Here is a 17,675-nt window from a genome sequence, read left to right as displayed (position 1 = left end):
GCATATGGATTTAGGGACTCAGAATACTTTTTTCTGAAAATCAAGGCGGCCTTCCCCGGAAAGCCGCGATGAACCCAATATTTGTCATAACTGACCGACATTGTGCCGCTTTGCTATGGCCTGCGCAGCGGCTCACTGTGTGTTCGTCGACGGAGGTGACATGAAGGTTTATGAGTTGAGACGAGCCCCCAATGCCCGTCGGGTCAGAATGTTTCTGGCGGAGAAGGGGATCGAGATGGAATATCAACAGGTCGATCTGGGGGCGGGGGAAAACCTGGCGCCCGCCTTTTTGACCAAGAACCCGGCCGGGCGCATTCCTGTGCTGGAACTCGATGACGGAACCTGTCTGAGTGAAACCCTGGCCATCTGCCGCTATTTTGAAGAGCTCCACCCCGAGCCGAACCTGTTTGGTAGCACCGCGCTGGAGCGCGCCACCATAGAGATGTGGAGTCGCTTCATCGAGTTCAACCTCTGGTTGCCGACCGGTATGGCGTTTCGTCATATCACCGGTTTTTACAAAGACCGGGAGCGGGTCTTCCCCGAATGGGGGGAGGAGTGCAAGCAACAGGCTCAGATCTGGTTTGACAAGCTTGATGCCCGTCTTGCCGAGGTGCCCTATATTGCGGGGGAGCGCTTCACCATCGCCGACATTCTTGCCCTCTGTACCATTGATTTTGGCAAGGTGGTTGGCCTGCGTATCACCCCCGAACAGCCCCGTTTGCAGGACTGGCATGACCGGGTGAGTGCCCGGCCCAGCGCCCAGGCCTGATCCTTTCCCCTGAACGTTCAAGGAGTCCAAGATGATAGAGTTGTACACTGCCGCCACGCCCAACGGGTTCAAGGTGTCGATCGCCCTCGAAGAGCTGGGGCTGCCCTACAAGGTCATTCCCCTTGATTTCGCGACCATGGAGCAGAAGAAGCCCGAGTTCCTGGCCATCAACCCCAATGGCCGCATCCCGGCCATCATCGATCGGGACAATGGTGACTTCGCGGTGTTCGAGTCCGGCGCCATCCTTATCTATCTGGCGGAAAAAACCGGCAAGTTGCTGCCTCAGGATCCCAAGCGCCGCTCCCAGGCCATCCAGTGGCTGATGTTCCAGATGGGAGGCGTCGGTCCCATGATGGGGCAGGCCAACGTCTTCTATCGCTATTTCCCCGAGAAGATCCCGGCCGCCATCGAGCGTTACCAGAAGGAAGGGCGACGCCTGTTCGAGGTGCTCGACGGCCATCTGGCACACCATGAGTATCTGGCAGACGAGTACAGCATCGCCGACATCGCTACCTGGCCCTGGGTGCGCATCCACGACTGGAGTGGTATCTCCATCGAGGGGTTGGTGCATTTGCAGGCCTGGATGGCACGCATGGAAGCCAGGCCCGCCTGCCAGAAGGGCATCACCATTCCACCGCGCAATGAGAGCCCCGAGGATCAGGTCAAGCGGGCGCAGCAGATGGTGACTCGCTGACGCCATCATGATGGCCCTGACGGGCCATCTTTTTTATTCCCCTTTGACTCCCCGTTGTTTGACGATCTGCATCGCAGTCGCTTTTTGTCTTTCAAATAAGCCATTTATCAAAAATCAAAAGTCATTCTTCCTGATTAATTGTTATGTTATAACGTTGCCTCTTTGGTTGATGAACATGAAGCTTGGATGGAAAGGATGACAAAAAAATGCACCGCAGCCGGGTGGTTCGCCCTGGCTCTGATGGCAGGAACGACTGCAGCCGACGGCAAACCGCTTGCCATGGTGGGGCCTTGGGAGATCCACAGTGTCGACCCCGCCAGCAACGGGGTCTTCTTTACTCGCATGCAGGTGGCGGAGACCCTGGTGGATGTCGATGGGAAAGGCAATCTGCAACCCGGGCTTGCCAGTGAGTGGTCGCGTAGCGATGACGGTCTGCAGTGGCGATTCACATTGCGCCCCGGGGCCCGTTTTCACGATGGCAGCGAGGTGAGCGCCGAGCAGGCCGCTTTTGCCCTGCAACAGGCCTGGCGCAAGCCCGGCGTGATGACCAGTGCTCCCATTGCGTCCATCGAGGCTGGAGATGGCGTCTTGAAGGTCACCCTGAGCGAACCCTTCGCCTCCCTGCCGGCCGTGCTGGCCCACCCCAGCACCCAGATCCTGGCGAAGGCCGCCTACGATGCCAAGGGGGAGGTAACCCAGGTGATAGGCTCTGGCCCCTACCGTATCACCCGCCTGCAACAACCCCAGCGGATAGAGACTGTGCGTTTCGACGGCTGGCAGGGGGCCAGGCCCGCAATCGAGGAGGTCAGCTACCTGACGGTGGGGCGTGCAGAGAGCCGCACCCTGATGGCCGAGAGCGGTCAGGCCGATATTGCCTGGGGGCTGGATCCGGTCAGCATCCGCCGCTTGCAGCAGGCGTCACGGGTCTCCATCGCCTCGGTTACCCTGCCACGGACCATCCAGCTCAAGCTCAATGGCGCCGACCCTCGTCTGAGCGATCCGGTGGTGCGCCGTGCCCTGAGTCTCGCCATCGATCGTCGTGGTATGGCTGCCGCCCTGCTGCGGGATCCCGAGATGGCGGCAACCCAGCTCTTTCCTCCCACTCTGGGGGAGTGGCACCAGCTCGGGTTGACGCCGCTTGCCTATGACGTCAAGGCGGCCCGGGCGGCCTTCGCGGCGGCAGGCTGGCAGCCGGGGGAGGACGGTGTGCTGCGCAAGGGGGAAGAGCGCTTCGCCTTGACCTTGCGTACCTTCCCTGGCCGTCCGGAGCTGCCGCTCCTCGCCACGGCACTGCAGGCGCAGTGGAAGGCGGTGGGGGTCGATCTCAAGGTGGCTGTGGGCAACTCGAGCGAGATCCCGGCGGGCCATCAGGACGGCTCGCTCCAGCTTGGTCTCTACGCCCGCAATTATGCCCTGGTACCGGATCCCCTGGTCACTTTGCTGGGGGACTTGGCCCCTGCCGGTGCGGACTGGGGGGTGATGAACTGGCACTCCCCGGCCATGACGCAAACACTGACCCGCCTTGCCACGCAAGCCTTGTCGCCCACAGACGCCGTTGCGGCTCGCCGGGAGATAGCCACGACACTGCAACAGGAGTTGCCGCTCCTGCCCATCGCCTGGTACCGCCAGAGCGCGGCGGTCAGTCGGGGGCTGGAGGGGTTTGAACTCGATCCCCAGGAGCGCAGCTATGGCCTGGACAAGTTGACATGGAGCGCACGATGACAGCGACACCCTTGTCTCGCGTCATGGGGATACTGGGTCAGCGTCTGGTGCAGGCGCTGGTGGTTGCCCTGCTGGTGGCCGGACTCTGTTTTCTGATGGTGCAGTCCCTGCCCGGAGACATCGCCTTTCGCATCGCGGCGGGTCGTTATGGCTATGACTATGTCACCGCCGAGGCGGCCAACGCGGTGCGCAGCGAGCTGGGGCTGGCCGGCTCGGCCCTTGTCCGTTTTGGCGACTGGCTGTGGGCCTTGCTGCAAGGGGATCTCGGCAGCTCCCTGGTGACGGGCGCACCGGTCGCCACCGACGTGGGTCATCACTTGGGCGCCACCCTGACGCTCGCGAGCGCCTCCGTGGTGCTGGCGCTGGTGGTGGCGCTGCCGCTTGGCAGCCTGAGTGCGCTGCGCCCGGGGGGATGGTGTGATCGCCTGACCCTGGGCTGGAGCGTGCTGATGCGTGCGTTGCCCCCCTTCTTGCTCGGCCTGGTGCTCATGGTGATGCTCTCGGTGGAGCTGGGCTGGGTCAGTGCGGCAGGGCACGGGGAGGGGAGCAACCTGTTGCTGCCCGCCCTGACCCTGGGATTGGGGCTCTCCGGCGTGCTCTCCCGGGTGGTGCGTGAAAGCGTGCTCACCGTGGTGCAGTCCGGTTATTACCGATTTGCCCTCACCAAGGGGCTTTCGCCGGCCCGGGTTTTCTGGCGTCACGGTCTGCGCAACACCGGGGTCAGCATCATCGCCTACACCAGCGTGCAGCTGGTGCTGCTCATCGAGGGGGTCGTGGTGGTCGAGAGCCTGTTTGCCTGGCCCGGGATCGGCCATGCGCTGGTGCACGCCATCTTCTGGCGCGATATCCCCATGGTTCAGGGGACCGTGCTGGTGCTGGCGGTGCTCTTCGTGCTGCTCAATACCCTCACCGATCTGCTTTGTCTTGCCATTGCCCCCCGTGGTCCCAAGGAGTCCTGATCATGTCGTTGTCTGTCAAAACGGGGCTGGGCCTGCTCCTGCTGGTGGTGTTGTTTGCCCTGCTGGGCCCCGTGCTCTGGCCCGATCCGGCGGCTCAGGATCTGGCACAGTTTCTGGCTGATCCCTCCTGGCAGGAGCCCCTCGGGCGGGATCAGATGGGGCGCAGCCTGATGGCGCGCCTCGCGGCGGCAACCCGGCTCTCCCTGCTGCTGGGACTGCTGTGCGTCATCACGGCGGCGCTGTTGGGGTCATTGCTGGGCTGGCTCTCGGCCTGGCGCGGCGGCTGGGTCGACGGTCTGCTGCGCAGCCTGGCCGACGGCGTGCTGGCCCTGCCAGGCCTGTTGCTGGTGCTGCTCTTCTCCGCCATGGCCCAGGGTGGCTTTGCCATCCTCTATCTCGGGTTGGCCATGGCCCAGTGGGTGGAGTATTACCGGGTGGTGCGTGCCCGCAGCCGGGGGCTGCTCGCCTCGCCCCAGGTGGAGGCGTCCCGTCTGCTGGGATTCGGCCATGCCCATGTGGTGCGGCGCCATCTCTGGCCCGAGCTCGCCCCCCAGTTGCTCACCATGATGGCCTTCGGCCTAGCGGGTGCCATTCTAACCCTCTCTACCCTGGGCTTTGTCGGAGTAGGCATTCAGCCGCCAACGCCCGAGCTGGGGTTGATGATGACGGAGGCGCTGCCCCACTATCAGGAGGCTCCCCGTCTGCTACTGGCCCCCATTCTTGTCATGGGGCTGATGTTGCTGGCTCTGGTGCTGCTTCATCAGACGCGCGGCCTTGACATGCCATCTTCACAAGGAGCCACCTCATGACGGCCATTCATATCAAGGGGTTGCAGGTCGATGATGGCCAGAAAACCCTGTTGCAGGCGCTGGATTTCACCATTCATCCCGGCAGCGCCCTGACCCTGATCGGGGAGAGCGGCTCGGGCAAATCCCTGTTGGCTCATGCCCTGATGGGGACGTTGCCAGCCCCCCTGACAGGCCGGGGCGAGATGGTGTCGGGTGGCCGCCATCACAACCTGGCCGACACGCCTCGCCTGCGCACTCTCTGGGGGCGGGAGCTGGCGATGCTGCCCCAGGAGCCGGTGCTGGCGCTGGATCCCACCATGGGGTTGCTTGCCCAGGTGGAGGAAGGGTGGCTGCCAGGGGGCAAGGAGGCCCGATCGCGGGCCCGCGCCGCCCTCGAGCGGCTTGGACTGGCCGGGCGGGAGGGCGCCTTTGTACACCAGCTCTCGGGAGGCATGGCCCAACGCGCGGCCTTTGCCGCCGCCACCCTGGGGGAGGCCCGTCTGCTGGTGGCCGACGAGCCCACCAAGGGGCTCGACAGCCGGGCCGCAGCCAGGCTGGGTGCCTTGTTGCTGGGCTACCTGGCCCGTGGACGCCATCTGCTGACCATCACCCATGATCTCTCCCTGGCTCGCGAATTGGGGGGCTGGGTGCTGGTGGTCAAGGGAGGAGAGATCGTGGAACAGGGGCCCGCCGAGCGTGTGCTGCACACGCCATCCCATGCCTATACCAGGGCCCTGCTGGCGGCGGAGCCCTCCGCCTGGCCCGAGGCGGTCGTCCCTCCTACCGGTGACTGGCTCATCCGCGGGAAGGGGCTTGCCATGGGATATGGGGATCAACCCCTGTTCACGGGGCTCGACCTTGCCCTGGCGCAAGGGGAGCGAATGGCCATCATGGCGCCGAGCGGCGCGGGCAAGAGCACCCTCGGCAACGTGCTGCTGGGTCTGCAACGCCCCCTGCAAGGGGAGGTGCTGCGCCGGGAAGGGATAGCCCCCTGCCGCTGGCAGAAGCTCTATCAGGATCCGGTGCAGGCCTTTGCCAGCCGGGTGCGCCTCGCCACCCAGTTCGATGATGTGCTGCGTCTGCACAGGCTGCCCCGCCATCGGCTTGTCGACTATCTGGCCCGGTTGGGGCTGGATGAACGGCTGCTGACACGCCTGCCAAACCAGGTCTCGGGAGGGGAGCTGCAGCGGCTGTCGCTTATCCGGGCCCTGTTGCTGCGCCCCGTGCTGCTGTTCGCCGATGAGCCCACGTCCCGGCTCGATCCCCTGAGCCAGCAACAGACCATCGCCTGTCTGCTGGAGGAACTGGGAGAGATAGGCTGCGCCCTGCTGCTGGTGACCCATGACGAAGGGCTGGCCGGCAAGGTTGCTCCTCGTTGTCTGAGACTGGGGGAGGCGGGTACCCCCATGTTCGAAGGCGCGTCGGCCGAGGTGAGAAGAGTGGGGTAAAGAGGGGACAGGATGAATCCTTCCCCCATGATGAGACGACAGTGACGGGGCCTTGGGCCCCGTCGCATTAGAAAAACTTGGGTAAGCAGATTATAAAGTTTCGTTCGTTTTTTGTGATATGAATCACTAAGATTGTCGTAAGCCAGAGAGTGTCCTGCTGCTGGCGGGTGCGGGTCCTCCGCCTTGTTCCTCTTCAACGACCTTTGTCAGACACCTCCTGCAGATCCCTGCCCGGAGGGTGGCGGCTTTTTGATTTTTTTCGGACGACAGTATGTATCGGCACAGCTTCTATCCCCTGTTTTTCCTGACCATCCTGATGGTCGCCGTGGGTCAGATGACCCAGACCCTCTATGTACCCTCCATTCCCATGATGGCGGGGGACTTCCATGTGGCCTCCGGCCAGCTGCAGGCGGTGATGGCCTGCTACCTCATTCCCTACGGCCTCTCCCAGTTCGTTTATGGCCCCTTGTCGGATCGCATCGGTCGTCGTCCTGTGCTCATCATCGGCATGATGATCTTCCTGGTCGGCACCCTCACCATCCAGCTGATCCCGAGCTTCACCGCCTTGCTGGCGGGCAGCCTGATCCAGGGGCTGGGCACCGGGGCAGGGGGCGCCATGAGCCGGACCGTGATGCGCGACCGTTACAGTGGCGCCGAGCTCAACCGTGCCAACAGCCTGGTGAGCATGGGGGTCATCTTCTCCCCCCTGCTGGCACCTGTGCTGGGCGGCTGGCTCACCGAGCTGTTCAACTGGCGTGCCGGCTACTGGTTCCTGTTCGGTTTTGGTGCCCTGACCACCCTGGCGCTGCTGGCCTGGTTTGGGGAGACGCTGCCAGCATCCGCCCGCCAGCATTCGCTGCGGGTGGGCGCCGCCTATCGTCATGTGCTCGGCAACCCGCGCTTTCAGGGCAACCTGCTCTGTCTGATGGCCACCTTTGCCGGCCTCGCGGTGTTCGAGGCGGCGGCCGGGGTGTTGCTGGGGGACGTGCTCAAGCTGAGTGCCCGCACCGTCAGCGTGCTGTTCGTGCTGCCGCTGCCCGGTTATCTGTTCGGCGCCTGGCTTTCCGCCAGACTGAGTTTTCGCCTGAGCCAGGGCAAGCTGATGCGCCTTGGCATCGCCTTCCTGGCCCTGGGGTCGCTCATCATCCTGGTACCCGGGCTGCTCGGCATGGTGAGCGCTGCCTCCCTGGTGGGCGGGGCTGCGGTCTACTTCATTGGCAGCGGCATTCTCTATCCGACCGCCACCTCCTGTGCCATCGAGCCCTTCCCGGGCCAGGCGGGTACCGCGGGAGCCGTGCTCGGGGGCATGCAGAATCTGGGGGCTGGCGTGGTAACCCTGCTGGCCGCCAGCTTCCCGATGACGGGGCAGGTGACCCTGGGGGCCATCATGACGGTGATGGTGCTGATCGTGGCCTTGAGCTTTGTGTGGCTGCGCCACCACGGCGCGCCCCACGAGCAGATGGCCGTCTGACACGGCCAAGAGCCCGCCCCGTTGGCGCAATGCTGTTCAGATAAGCACATTTTTGACTAATTATTCATAAATGCGACTTGAGTTGGGGGAGCAAGGCTGTTTCCAGTCGATGTTCCTTCAGCCTTTATCCAGCGTGGCTTGCAATAGAAAGAGGGAGGCATCATGCCTCCCTCATTTTTTAGCCCTGATACTACGTGGACTGGAACTCAAATTCTCTTAAGTGAACAGCATTGCGCCCCGTTGGCGGGCTTTTTACTGCCTCCTGCCGGGTGGCGGGACGCCGCAGGGGAGTGGAAGGGGGGGTACCGCGCAGGCAAAGAAAAAGCCCGTCGTGATTACGGGCTTTTTTTGGGTAGGTACCCCGGAGATGCCGTTGCCGGTTTGGGCCCTTGAACCGTCGGTTCAAGGCGGAGATCTAATCTGGCCGCAGGCTTCTCGGTCGGGCCGAGCATGCTCAATAGCCAGAAGGCAGACCCCCTGTTTGGTATGAATATCGGCTCGGGGACTTGAACCGGCTGACAAACACTCCAGGGAATTTCAAAACTCGGTGCGATTAGGGCTGTTGCGCCTCTTCGCTGGATTCACCGTATTGTCCGTGCTCGATCAAGGCGGCTTCGATGGTGCGTTGCAGCATCTTGATCCGCTTGTCCATGGTCTCAGAGTATTGGTGGTTTTTCTCTTTTTCAAGGCAGAGCTCATGACAGAAATTGAGCGCTGCCATGACGGCCAGCTGTTCGTTGCTGGAGACCTTGGAACGTTGACGAAGCTCGATGAGCTTGTCGGTCAGCTGGTCGGCGGCCTGGCGCAGGGCATCTTGTTGTCCCAGGGGACAGGACACCTTGTAGGGACGTCCCAGAATGACGATTTCTACGGCCTCTATGCTCATGCCTTCCTCAATACGGCGGGGCTGATTTCCGCCTTTATCCACGTGGACAACTGGGCGGGACTATATAGCGCAGATGCAGAAGTTTCAAGGCCTTGCTGGCTCTGGCAGGGGGAGAATGCTAGGATCTCGGCCATAAATTCTGCATATTTGCCTGAACTTTGAGCGGATCCTAGATGAGCAAAACAAACCCCCTGAAATACGCCGCCGTGGCGGACCTGATGGCACAGCACGACCTCATGGCGACGGCCGTCGAGGCCCATGGCGTGATCTGCGGCCTGGTGTGCGGTGGCGTGGCCCTGGACGACAAAAGCTGGCAGCCCCATTTCAATGATCTGATCAACGACGGTTTCGGTCTGCCGGCACCGGTGCGCCAGGTGATGACCGACCTCTATCACGAGGTGATCGAGAGTCTGATGGCACAAAAGGGCGTCGAGCTGCTGCTGCCAAGCGACGAGGCGCCGCTCGATGAGCGCATCGACTCGCTGGTGGACTGGTCCCAGGCCTTCCTGGCCGGCTTTGGCGTGGTGCAACAGGAGCTCTCCAAGGCATCCGAAGAGCTGCAGGAGATGATTCAGGACATCGCCAGCATCACCCAGGTCTCTGCCGAGTTCGATCAGGAAGATGAAGAGAACGAAGCCTCCTTCCTGGTGCTCTACGAACACGTGCGCCTCGGGGTCATGATGGCGTTCGAGGAGTTTGGCAAGCGCCCGGCCGCGCCGAGCACGCCGCCGACCCTGCACTGATCTGCCCGCCCAGCGGGTCAATGAAAGAGCGCATCACGGCGCTCTTTCTGTTTTACAAGGGGTGAGAGCAGGGGAGGTACTCTGCTAACCCATGGCGCCAAAGCGGTTTTTTGCCCGTGGCTTCGCATCCCGTCCGCCACCTTTGTGGTAGGATTGGCCCACGTTTTTTCGCCTATGCCCTCTTCTCATGTCTCAATCTGATCTGGTTCACGTCGACGTGGCTATCGTCGGCGGTGGTATGAGCGGTGCCGTGCTGGCCCTCTCCCTTGCCGCCCTGAAAGGACAGGATGGCGCCCCCCTGCAGATCCTGCTGCTGGAGGCGAGTGCGCCCGAGCTCAATGCTCATCCCGGTTTCGATGCCCGTGCCATCGCGCTTTCCGCCGGTACCTGCGAGGCGCTGGCTCGTCACGGCCTCTGGCCGCACCTGGTACCCCACTGCTCCCCCATCACCCATATCCATGTGTCGGATCGGGGCCACTGTGGCCAGACCCGGCTGTCGGCGGCGGAGTATGGTCTACCCGCCCTCGGTCAGGTGATCGAGCTGTCGGCGGCGGGCATCGTGCTGCAAGAGGCGATCGCCGCCTGCCCGCAGATCCGTATGTTGTGCCCGGCCAGGCTTGAGGCCATCGACCCCGACGAGGCGGGAGTGACGCTCGCCCTGGAGGGCGGCGCGCGCTACCGCACCCGGCTGCTGGTGGCGGCCGACGGGGGCCACTCCTTCGTGCGCCAGCATTTCAAGATGCCGGTCAGTCGCCACGATTATGGCCAGAGCGCCATCATCGCCACCGTCAAGACCGCCGAGGATCCCGCCGGACGGGCCTTCGAGCGCTTCACCGATGGAGGGCCGCTGGCCCTGCTGCCCATGCAGGACGGCCTCTCCTCCCTGGTGTGGAGCGTGCCGCGGGACGAGGCACAGGGGCTGCTTGCACTGGATGACGCCGCCTTTCTCGCCCGTCTGCAGCAGGCTTTTGGCTGGCGCCTCGGGCGCATCGAGCGTACAGGCGTGCGCCACCTCTATCCGCTGGTGCTGACGGTGGCCGACTACCCGCTGGCCCAGCGCACCGTGCTGGTGGGTAACGCCGCCCACCTGCTGCACCCCATCGCCGGTCAGGGGTTCAACCTCGGCATGCGGGATCTGGACGTGCTGACCCGGACCCTGGCCCGTGCGCTCGCGGCGGGGGAAGACATCGGCGGCTTTGAGGTGCTAAGCGGCTACTGGCAGCAGCGGCGGGACGATCAGGCCCAGACCGTCTGGCTCACGTCCTCCCTGGCCCAGCTCTTCTCAAACCATCACGCTCCCCTGGTGGTGGGCCGCAATCTGGCGCTCTCCCTGATGGGCAGAGTGCCCTGGCTCAAGGCACCGCTCGCCTCCCGCACCCTGGGATTCGTGGACGAGGTGTGCGGCCAATAAGCGCTGTCGCTCCGGCGGCAAAGACGATTTCGAGCAAGAGGCACGCCTGTGGGCGTCGCCTCGCAGATCCTGGCGACTCGCCCGGAAAGGACACAAGAGAATGCAGATGCAAGATGTGGATGTGGTGATCGTGGGGGGGGGCATGGTGGGCCTGGGGCTCGCTGCCGCCCTCAAGAACCGGGCGATCAAGGTGGCCATCGTGGAAGGCCGGCTGCCCGATGCAACGCTTGGTGAGACGCCGGACAACAGGGTCAGTGCCCTGAGCCTCGCGAGTCAGCACATCCTGCAAGGGGTCGGCGCCTGGGACGGCATAGTGGCGCGCCGCCTGCAGCCCTATGAGAAGATGCAGGTGTGGGAGCAGGACAGTTTCGGCCACATCGATTTCGATGCTGCCAGCCTGCGTCAGGGGGCCCTTGGCCACATCGTCGAGAACCGGGTGATCCAGCTTGCGCTGCTGGACGCCATCGCGGGGGCCAGCAATATCCAGATGCTGACCCCGGCCCGGGCCACCAGCCTGCAGTGCGGGCCAGCGGGGGCCCTGCTGCTGCTGGAAGATGGCCAGGCCCTCTCGGCCAAGCTGGTGGTGGCCGCCGATGGCGCCCACTCCTGGGTGCGCCGTCAGGCAGACATTCCCCTCACCAGCTGGGATTACGGTCATCACGCCCTGGTGGCGACGGTGCGTTGTGCCGAGCCCCATGAGGCGGTGGCGCGCCAGATCTTCACCCCCCAGGGGCCGCTCGCCTTCCTGCCCCTGTGGCAGCCCGACCTCTGCTCTATCGTGTGGTCTGTGCCCGCGGCCCGCGCCGAGGCGCTCTGCGCCCTGGATGACGATGGCTTCAACCGCCAGCTCACCGCCGCCTTTGATGGGCGCCTCGGGCTGTGCAAGGTGGAGGGGGCTCGCAGCGCCATTCCGCTGACCGCCCGCTACGCCCGCGACTTTGCCCGCGAGCGCCTGGTGCTGGTGGGGGATGCGGCCCACACCATCCACCCGCTGGCGGGGCAGGGGGTGAATCTGGGCTTGCTGGATGCCGCCGCCCTGGCGGAGCAGATCCTCATTCATCACGGCAAGGGCGCGGACATCGGCCTGCTCGCCAACCTGCGGGGCTACGAGCGCTGGCGCAAGAGCGAGGCGGCGCGCATGCTGGCGGCCATGGAGGGGCTCAAGCGACTGTTTGCGGGCAGCAACCCCCTCAAGAAGCTGGTGCGCGGGGTGGGGCTTCGCGCCGTCGACGGTCTTGGCCCCCTCAAGCAGGGCATGATCCGGGCCGCCATGGGGCTGGATGGGGAGCTGCCCACCCTGGCCAAGGGTGAAAAAATCTAATCTTACCCCGGGGTTTTAACAAAAAAACTAATCTGACAGGGCGAGATGACCCTTTGGGGTGTCAGCCTTTAATGTTGGCGAGAAGCGAAACGTTTTTCTGTAAATTGTGACGGGACGGTAAAAATCAACATTAAATCCCGCAATGGCGCGGTTTTGGCTGTTTTTATCACTGTTTTTGCCTTAGTGTCTGGTGTCAGTGAGTCGGGTGAGGATTAGTTTTTTTTGAGCGGTGCCCCGGCACGCTTGTCATATAATCCGCTCCGTTCAAGGAATCACTCCTGCCCGCCCGGGCGGGAACGAGCACAGAGCTTGTGGTCCGTAGTTCCCGACGAGCCGGGGCGGATTGCGAGTGTTGTCGCGAACGCTTAAGGAAACACAGCGATGATCCAGACTACTGTATTGCATCCGAAACACCTGGAAGCGGGTGCCAAGATGGTGGACTTCCACGGTTGGGAGATGCCCATCAACTACGGTTCCCAGTTGGAAGAGCACCATGTGGTGCGCACCGATGCAGGCATGTTCGATGTCTCCCACATGACCATCGTCGATTTGACCGGCGAGCGGGTCAAAGCCTTCCTGCAACACCTGCTGGCCAACGACGTGGCCAAACTCACCGTCCCCGGCAAGGCCCTCTACAGCGGCATGCTCAATCCGGAAGGCGGCGTCATCGATGACCTCATCACCTACTTCCTGACCGATACCTTCTACCGCCTGGTGGTGAACTCCGCCACCCGCGAGAAGGATCTGGCCTGGATCCGCCATCACGCCATCGACTTTGCCGTGAGCGTGACCGAGCGCCCCGAGCTTGCCATGATCGCGGTGCAGGGCCCCCACGCCAAGGCCAAGGCGGCCAAGGTGTTCACCCCCGAGCAGAATGCGGCGGTCGAAGGCATGAAGCCCTTCTTCGGTGTGCAGGCCGGGGATCTCTTCATCGCCACCACCGGCTACACCGGCGAAGATGGCTACGAGATCGTGGTCCCCCAAGAGAAGGCGTGCGATCTGTGGCAGGCCCTGCTGGACAACGGCGTGGCCCCTTGTGGCCTGGGTGCCCGTGATACCCTGCGCCTGGAAGCGGGCATGAACCTCTACGGTCAGGACATGGACGAGTCAATCTCTCCGCTTGCCGCCAACATGGCCTGGACCCTGGCCTGGGAGCCTGCCTCCCGCCAATTCATCGGCCGCGCCGCCCTGGAAGCCCAGAAGGCCGCCGGCAACCAGCCCAAGCTGGTGGGTCTGGTGATGGAAGAAAAGGGCGTGCTGCGTGCCGGCATGCCGGTCACCTTCACCAGCGAGAGCGGCGAAACACGGGAAGGAGTGATCACCTCCGGCTCCTTCTCGCCCACCCTGGGTTACAGCATTGCCCTGGCGCGGGTGCCCCGCGATATCGGCGAACAGGCCCAGGTGGAGATCCGCAAGAAGCAGGTCACCGTGAAAGTCACCAAGCCGGCCTTCGTGCGCAACGGCCAGCCGCTGGTGTAATCATTGATTGCGGTGAGGGTTGACCTTCGCCGCCCCATTTTTGTTGAAGCGATCCAAGAGCATAAAGGAAGCACAAATGAGCCATATCCCGAGCGAACTGAAATATGCCACCTCCCACGAGTGGGTCCGTGTTGAAGCCAACGGCGAAGCCGTGGTCGGCATCACCGAGCACGCCCAGGATCTGCTGGGGGACATGGTGTTCGTCGATCTGCCGGAAGTGGGCAAGCAGGTGAGCGCCGGTGAAGATTGCGCCGTGGCGGAGTCCGTCAAGGCCGCCTCCGACATCTACAGCCCGGTGAGCGGCGAGATCCTGGCCGTCAACGAAGAGCTGGAAGGCAGCCCCGAGCTGGTCAACTCCGACCCCTACGGCGCCGGCTGGCTGTTCCGCATCAAGCTGGACGACGCGGGCGAGCTCGCCAACCTGCTGGATGCCGAAGGCTACCAGAACGTGGTGGACGAAGAGTAATGCCCCCGGGCCCTGCCAACACAGCAGGGCCCACTTGTATGACTGCCATCCTGCGGCCATGGCGGTTGCAGGAAAGGCGCAGCCTTTGCGCCTTCGGGATGCCCTTGCCGCATTCCCCGTCTGCCCGCGGCGGACACAGAACATGAGTGGAGCCGGTATCGACCGGCTACAGGAACATCAGGTCTTGGTTGTCAGGATGTCATGCCAGGACCTATTACCAGGAAATAGGGAAATGACCCAGTCACTGTTTGAACTCGAGCAAAAAACCGATTTCATCCGCCGTCACATCGGCCCGGGTGAGGAAGAACTGCGGGCCCTGCTCGCCACCGTGGGTGCCGAGAGCCTGGACGATCTGATTGAGCAGACGGTCCCCGCCGCCATCCGTCGTCCGGGGCCGCTTGGTATCGGCGCCCCCATGACCGAAGTGGAGGCCCTGGCCAAGCTCAAGGGCTATGCGGCCAAGAACCAGATCGCCAAGAGCTACATCGGCATGGGCTACCACGACACCCACGTGCCCCACGTCATCCTGCGCAACGTGCTGGAAAACCCGGGCTGGTACACCGCCTACACCCCCTATCAGCCCGAGCTGGCCCAGGGCCGTCTCGAAGCCCTGCTCAACTTCCAGCAGCTCACCCTGGATCTCACCGGCATGGATCTGGCGAGCGCCTCCCTGCTCGATGAAGCCACCGCCGCCGCCGAAGCCATGGCGCTGGCCAAGCGCATGGCCAAATCCAAATCCAACCTCTTCTTCGTGGCCGACGACGTTCACCCCCAGGTGATCGACGTGGTCAAGGAGCGCGCGGTCCACTTCGGTTTCGATGTGGTGGTCGGCCCTGCGGGCGAGGCCGTGAGCGAAGAGGTGTTCGGTGCCATGTTCCAGTACCCGGGGACTACCGGCAATGTGGCCGATCTGCGTTCCCTCATTGCCGCCGTCCAGGCCCAGAAGGGGCTGGCCTGCGTCGGGACCGACATGCTCTCCCTGCTGCTGCTCAAATCCCCGGGTGAACTGGGTGCCGACGTGGTGTTCGGCAGTGCCCAGCGCTTCGGTGTGCCCATGGGTTACGGTGGCCCCCACGCCGCCTTCTTCGCCACCCGCGACGCCTACAAGCGCTCCATGCCGGGTCGCATCATCGGCGTCTCCAAGGATGCCCGTGGCAAGAGCGCCCTGCGCATGGCCATGCAGACCCGCGAGCAGCACATCCGCCGCGAGAAGGCCAACTCCAACATCTGTACCGCCCAGGTGCTGCTGGCCAACATGGCGAGCTTCTACGCCGTCTACCACGGGCCGGTGGGGCTGAAAACCATCGCCTCCCGCGTGCACCGTCTGACCACCATCCTGGCGCTCGGCCTCACCGCCAAGGGCGTGGCTCTCAAGCACGGAAGCTGGTTCGATACCCTCACAGTACTGACGTCGGACAAGGCTGCACTCATTGCCAAGGCCGAAGGGCTCGGTATCAACCTGCGCGCGGATCTCGATGGTGCAGTCGGTGTGTCCCTCTCTGAAACCACCACCCGAGGCGATGTAGCCGAGCTGTTCGACCTGTTCCTTGGGGCGGGTCACGGCCTCGATGTGGAGGCCCTCGACCAGGCGGCGCAGGCCCATCACGCCATCCCGCAGGATCTCCTGCGCACCGACGCCGTGCTGACCCACGAGGTATTCAACAAGTACCACTCCGAGACCGAGATGCTGCGCTACATCCACCGTCTCGAAGCGAAAGATCTGGCCCTGAACTACGCCATGATTTCTCTCGGCTCCTGCACCATGAAGCTCAACGCCACCGCCGAGATGATCCCGGTGACCTGGCCTGAATTCGGCAAGCTGCACCCCTTCGCGCCGCTCAAGCAGACCCAGGGTTACCAGCTGCTGCTGGCAGATCTGGAAGACTGGCTGGTGAAGGTGACCGGCTACGATGCGGTCTGCATGCAACCCAACTCCGGCGCGCAGGGCGAATACGCGGGCCTGCTCGCCATCAAGAAGTACCACGAGTCTCGCGGCGAGGGGCATCGCGATGTCTGCCTCATCCCGGCCTCTGCCCACGGCACCAACCCGGCTTCCGCCCAGATGGCGGGCCTCAAGGTCATCGTCACCGCCTGTGACAAGGCAGGCAACGTGGATCTGGACGACCTGCGGGCCAAGGCCGCCGAGGTCGGAGACCAGCTCTCCTGCCTGATGGTGACCTACCCCTCCACCCACGGGGTGTACGAGGAGACCATCAAGGAGGTGTGTGACATCGTTCACCAGTATGGTGGTCAGGTTTACCTCGACGGCGCCAACATGAACGCGCAGGTCGGGCTGACGGCGCCAGGCTTTATCGGTGCGGACGTCTCTCACCTCAACCTGCACAAGACCTTCGCCATTCCCCATGGCGGTGGCGGTCCGGGCATGGGCCCCATCGGCGTGAAGAAACACCTGGCACCGTTTGTGGCCGGTCACGCCGTGGTCAAGACCGACAAGGAGAGTCGTGACAACGGCGCCGTGTCTGCCGCCCCGTTCGGTTCGGCCAGCATCCTGCCCATCAGCTGGATGTACATCGCCATGCTGGGGGACGAGGGGCTCAAGAAATCCACCCAGGTCGCCATCCTCAACGCCAACTACCTGGCCAAGAAGCTCGGCGAGTCCTTCCCCGTGCTCTATACAGGTCGCAACGGCCGGGTGGCCCACGAGTGCATCCTGGACATCCGCCCGCTCAAAGAAGCCAGTGGCATCAGCGAGATGGACGTGGCCAAGCGCCTGATGGACTACGGCTTCCACGCGCCGACCATGAGTTTCCCGGTAGCGGGCACCCTGATGGTCGAGCCGACCGAATCCGAATCCAAGCGCGAGCTGGATCGCTTCGTGGAAGCCATGACCGCCATCCGTGCCGAGATTGCCCGGGTGCAGGACGGCCACTGGAGCCTCGCCGACAACCCCCTGGTCCATGCGCCGCACACCCAGGACGACGTGATGGATGCAGAGTGGAACCGTGGCTACAGCCGCGCCGAGGCGGTCTTCCCGTCCGACGCCGTGCGCGCCAGCAAGCTGTGGCCGTCGGTTAACCGCATCGACGACGTCTATGGTGATCGCAACCTGTTCTGCTCCTGCGTGCCCACCGAGGATTACGCCAAGTAATCGCGGCGCCTGATCACGGCCATTTAAGTTGGAAACCGTGACATTGAAGTTGGAAACCGACCATTCAAGTTGGAAACTCAAAGGCCCTGCAACAGCAGGGCCTTTTTATTATTCCGTGGACTGAGAGTCATTAAATTATAAAAATGATCGCATTTTGATCTTTCAGCCGTGTTGGGGAAGGTGCGAACAAGACTCTGGTGTGAGACTATCAGTCTCACTTGGTATCAGGGATGAGGTTCAGCATGGTCCAACAGTTTACTTTCGCGGATAGCAAGGGAAGGTGCGAATAAGTCATATGGCACGAGAGCATTTACTGGTAACCCATTGATATTCCTGATTACCCATGACCCTCAGCCAGCTTCAAGAGCCGATATGGCATCGGAGGGCTTGCCACGACTGCATGCCCCAA

Annotated in this window: 14 protein-coding genes and 1 other RNA gene; 13 read left to right on the top strand and 2 right to left on the bottom strand. The window is 63.2% G+C overall.

The genetic code is table 11. The features are described 5' to 3' along the window. Positions 1 to 160: 160 nt before the first annotated feature. The 7 genes from OKB81_RS13470 to emrD all read left to right on the top strand — a co-directional run bounded on the left by OKB81_RS13470 (position 161) and on the right by emrD (position 7,851). Positions 161 to 769: a glutathione S-transferase family protein gene (locus OKB81_RS13470; protein ID WP_052816369.1), complete on the top strand. Its 609-nt coding sequence runs from the start codon at positions 161 to 163 to the stop codon at positions 767 to 769. A gap of 31 nt (positions 770 to 800) precedes the next feature. Continuing rightward, complete coding sequence (locus OKB81_RS13465; protein WP_052816370.1) at positions 801 to 1,463, top strand: glutathione S-transferase family protein; 663 nt, start codon at positions 801 to 803, stop codon at positions 1,461 to 1,463. A gap of 195 nt (positions 1,464 to 1,658) precedes the next feature. After that, positions 1,659 to 3,185: an ABC transporter substrate-binding protein gene (locus OKB81_RS13460; protein ID WP_160839312.1), complete on the top strand. Its 1,527-nt coding sequence runs from the start codon at positions 1,659 to 1,661 to the stop codon at positions 3,183 to 3,185. Continuing rightward, positions 3,182 to 4,144, top strand: coding sequence for an ABC transporter permease (locus tag OKB81_RS13455; RefSeq protein WP_160839314.1), 963 nt, complete (start codon positions 3,182 to 3,184; stop codon positions 4,142 to 4,144). Before OKB81_RS13460 ends, OKB81_RS13455 begins: the two co-directional genes overlap by 4 nt. 2 nt (positions 4,145 to 4,146) lie before the next feature. Continuing rightward, complete coding sequence (locus OKB81_RS13450; RefSeq protein ID WP_010675089.1) at positions 4,147 to 4,953, top strand: ABC transporter permease; 807 nt, start codon at positions 4,147 to 4,149, stop codon at positions 4,951 to 4,953. After that, positions 4,950 to 6,380 carry an ABC transporter ATP-binding protein gene (locus OKB81_RS13445; RefSeq protein ID WP_160839316.1) on the top strand — a complete coding sequence of 477 codons (1,431 nt, stop codon included), beginning with the start codon at positions 4,950 to 4,952 and terminating at the stop codon, positions 6,378 to 6,380. The genes OKB81_RS13450 and OKB81_RS13445 overlap by 4 nt, the downstream gene beginning before the upstream one ends. A 271-nt stretch (positions 6,381 to 6,651) precedes the next feature. Continuing rightward, the gene (emrD, locus tag OKB81_RS13440; RefSeq protein ID WP_039038746.1) at positions 6,652 to 7,851 is read left to right on the top strand and encodes a multidrug efflux MFS transporter EmrD; all 1,200 of its coding nucleotides are present in this window, start codon (positions 6,652 to 6,654) and stop codon (positions 7,849 to 7,851) included. A 354-nt stretch (positions 7,852 to 8,205) separates the two neighbouring features. On the opposite strand, the gene ssrS is transcribed toward emrD, so the two are convergent. Together ssrS and zapA are read right to left on the bottom strand one after the other, a co-directional pair. Further along, positions 8,206 to 8,388: non-coding RNA, 6S RNA (gene ssrS, locus OKB81_RS13435), on the bottom strand. Positions 8,389 to 8,404: 16 nt separating this feature from the next. Further along, positions 8,405 to 8,737 carry a cell division protein ZapA gene (gene zapA, locus OKB81_RS13430; RefSeq protein WP_010675086.1) on the bottom strand — a complete coding sequence of 111 codons (333 nt, stop codon included), beginning with the start codon at positions 8,735 to 8,737 and terminating at the stop codon, positions 8,405 to 8,407. 173 nt (positions 8,738 to 8,910) lie between these two features. Between zapA and OKB81_RS13425 the strand changes: the two genes are divergently transcribed. The 6 genes from OKB81_RS13425 (at position 8,911) to gcvP (ending at position 17,266) form a co-directional block, all read left to right on the top strand. Continuing rightward, positions 8,911 to 9,480, top strand: coding sequence for a UPF0149 family protein (locus tag OKB81_RS13425; protein WP_042864005.1), 570 nt, complete (start codon positions 8,911 to 8,913; stop codon positions 9,478 to 9,480). Positions 9,481 to 9,667: 187 nt separating this feature from the next. After that, positions 9,668 to 10,891 (top strand): 2-octaprenyl-6-methoxyphenyl hydroxylase, encoded by a 1,224-nt coding sequence (gene ubiH, locus OKB81_RS13420; RefSeq protein WP_103858429.1) that lies wholly within the window; start codon positions 9,668 to 9,670, stop codon positions 10,889 to 10,891. Between the two features lie 100 nt (positions 10,892 to 10,991). Further along, complete coding sequence (locus OKB81_RS13415; RefSeq protein ID WP_010675083.1) at positions 10,992 to 12,212, top strand: FAD-dependent 2-octaprenylphenol hydroxylase; 1,221 nt, start codon at positions 10,992 to 10,994, stop codon at positions 12,210 to 12,212. Positions 12,213 to 12,593: 381 nt separating this feature from the next. Then, entirely contained in the window at positions 12,594 to 13,691 is a 1,098-nt protein-coding gene (gcvT, locus tag OKB81_RS13410) for a glycine cleavage system aminomethyltransferase GcvT (protein ID WP_010675082.1), read from the top strand. A gap of 76 nt (positions 13,692 to 13,767) precedes the next feature. After that, positions 13,768 to 14,157, top strand: a complete 390-nt coding sequence (gene gcvH, locus OKB81_RS13405; RefSeq protein WP_010675081.1) for a glycine cleavage system protein GcvH — start codon at positions 13,768 to 13,770, stop codon at positions 14,155 to 14,157. A 232-nt stretch (positions 14,158 to 14,389) separates the two neighbouring features. Next, positions 14,390 to 17,266: an aminomethyl-transferring glycine dehydrogenase gene (gene gcvP / locus OKB81_RS13400; protein ID WP_160839125.1), complete on the top strand. Its 2,877-nt coding sequence runs from the start codon at positions 14,390 to 14,392 to the stop codon at positions 17,264 to 17,266. Positions 17,267 to 17,675 lie beyond the last annotated feature (409 nt).

The organism is Aeromonas sp. QDB56 (genome assembly GCF_027705505.1).
In the GTDB taxonomy this organism is placed as follows: Bacteria; Pseudomonadota; Gammaproteobacteria; order Enterobacterales; family Aeromonadaceae; genus Aeromonas; species Aeromonas caviae.
This window is presented reverse-complemented; position numbering and strand designations above follow the sequence as displayed.

Excerpts from the sequence above, each read along its gene's own strand:
- ubiH (WP_103858429.1), top strand. The coding sequence starts at position 9,668 with ATGTCTCAATCTGATCTGGTTCACGTCGACGTGGCTATCGTCGGCGGT.
- OKB81_RS13470 (WP_052816369.1), top strand. The coding sequence starts at position 161 with ATGAAGGTTTATGAGTTGAGACGAGCCCCCAATGCCCGTCGGGTCAGA.
- zapA (WP_010675086.1), bottom strand. The coding sequence starts at position 8,737 with ATGAGCATAGAGGCCGTAGAAATCGTCATTCTGGGACGTCCCTACAAG.
- gcvT (WP_010675082.1), top strand. The coding sequence starts at position 12,594 with ATGATCCAGACTACTGTATTGCATCCGAAACACCTGGAAGCGGGTGCC.
- OKB81_RS13425 (WP_042864005.1), top strand. The coding sequence starts at position 8,911 with ATGAGCAAAACAAACCCCCTGAAATACGCCGCCGTGGCGGACCTGATG.
- OKB81_RS13445 (WP_160839316.1), top strand. The coding sequence starts at position 4,950 with ATGACGGCCATTCATATCAAGGGGTTGCAGGTCGATGATGGCCAGAAA.
- gcvP (WP_160839125.1), top strand. The coding sequence starts at position 14,390 with ATGACCCAGTCACTGTTTGAACTCGAGCAAAAAACCGATTTCATCCGC.
- OKB81_RS13450 (WP_010675089.1), top strand. The coding sequence starts at position 4,147 with ATGTCGTTGTCTGTCAAAACGGGGCTGGGCCTGCTCCTGCTGGTGGTG.
- gcvH (WP_010675081.1), top strand. The coding sequence starts at position 13,768 with ATGAGCCATATCCCGAGCGAACTGAAATATGCCACCTCCCACGAGTGG.
- OKB81_RS13465 (WP_052816370.1), top strand. The coding sequence starts at position 801 with ATGATAGAGTTGTACACTGCCGCCACGCCCAACGGGTTCAAGGTGTCG.
- OKB81_RS13460 (WP_160839312.1), top strand. The coding sequence starts at position 1,659 with ATGACAAAAAAATGCACCGCAGCCGGGTGGTTCGCCCTGGCTCTGATG.
- OKB81_RS13455 (WP_160839314.1), top strand. The coding sequence starts at position 3,182 with ATGACAGCGACACCCTTGTCTCGCGTCATGGGGATACTGGGTCAGCGT.
- emrD (WP_039038746.1), top strand. The coding sequence starts at position 6,652 with ATGTATCGGCACAGCTTCTATCCCCTGTTTTTCCTGACCATCCTGATG.
- OKB81_RS13415 (WP_010675083.1), top strand. The coding sequence starts at position 10,992 with ATGCAGATGCAAGATGTGGATGTGGTGATCGTGGGGGGGGGCATGGTG.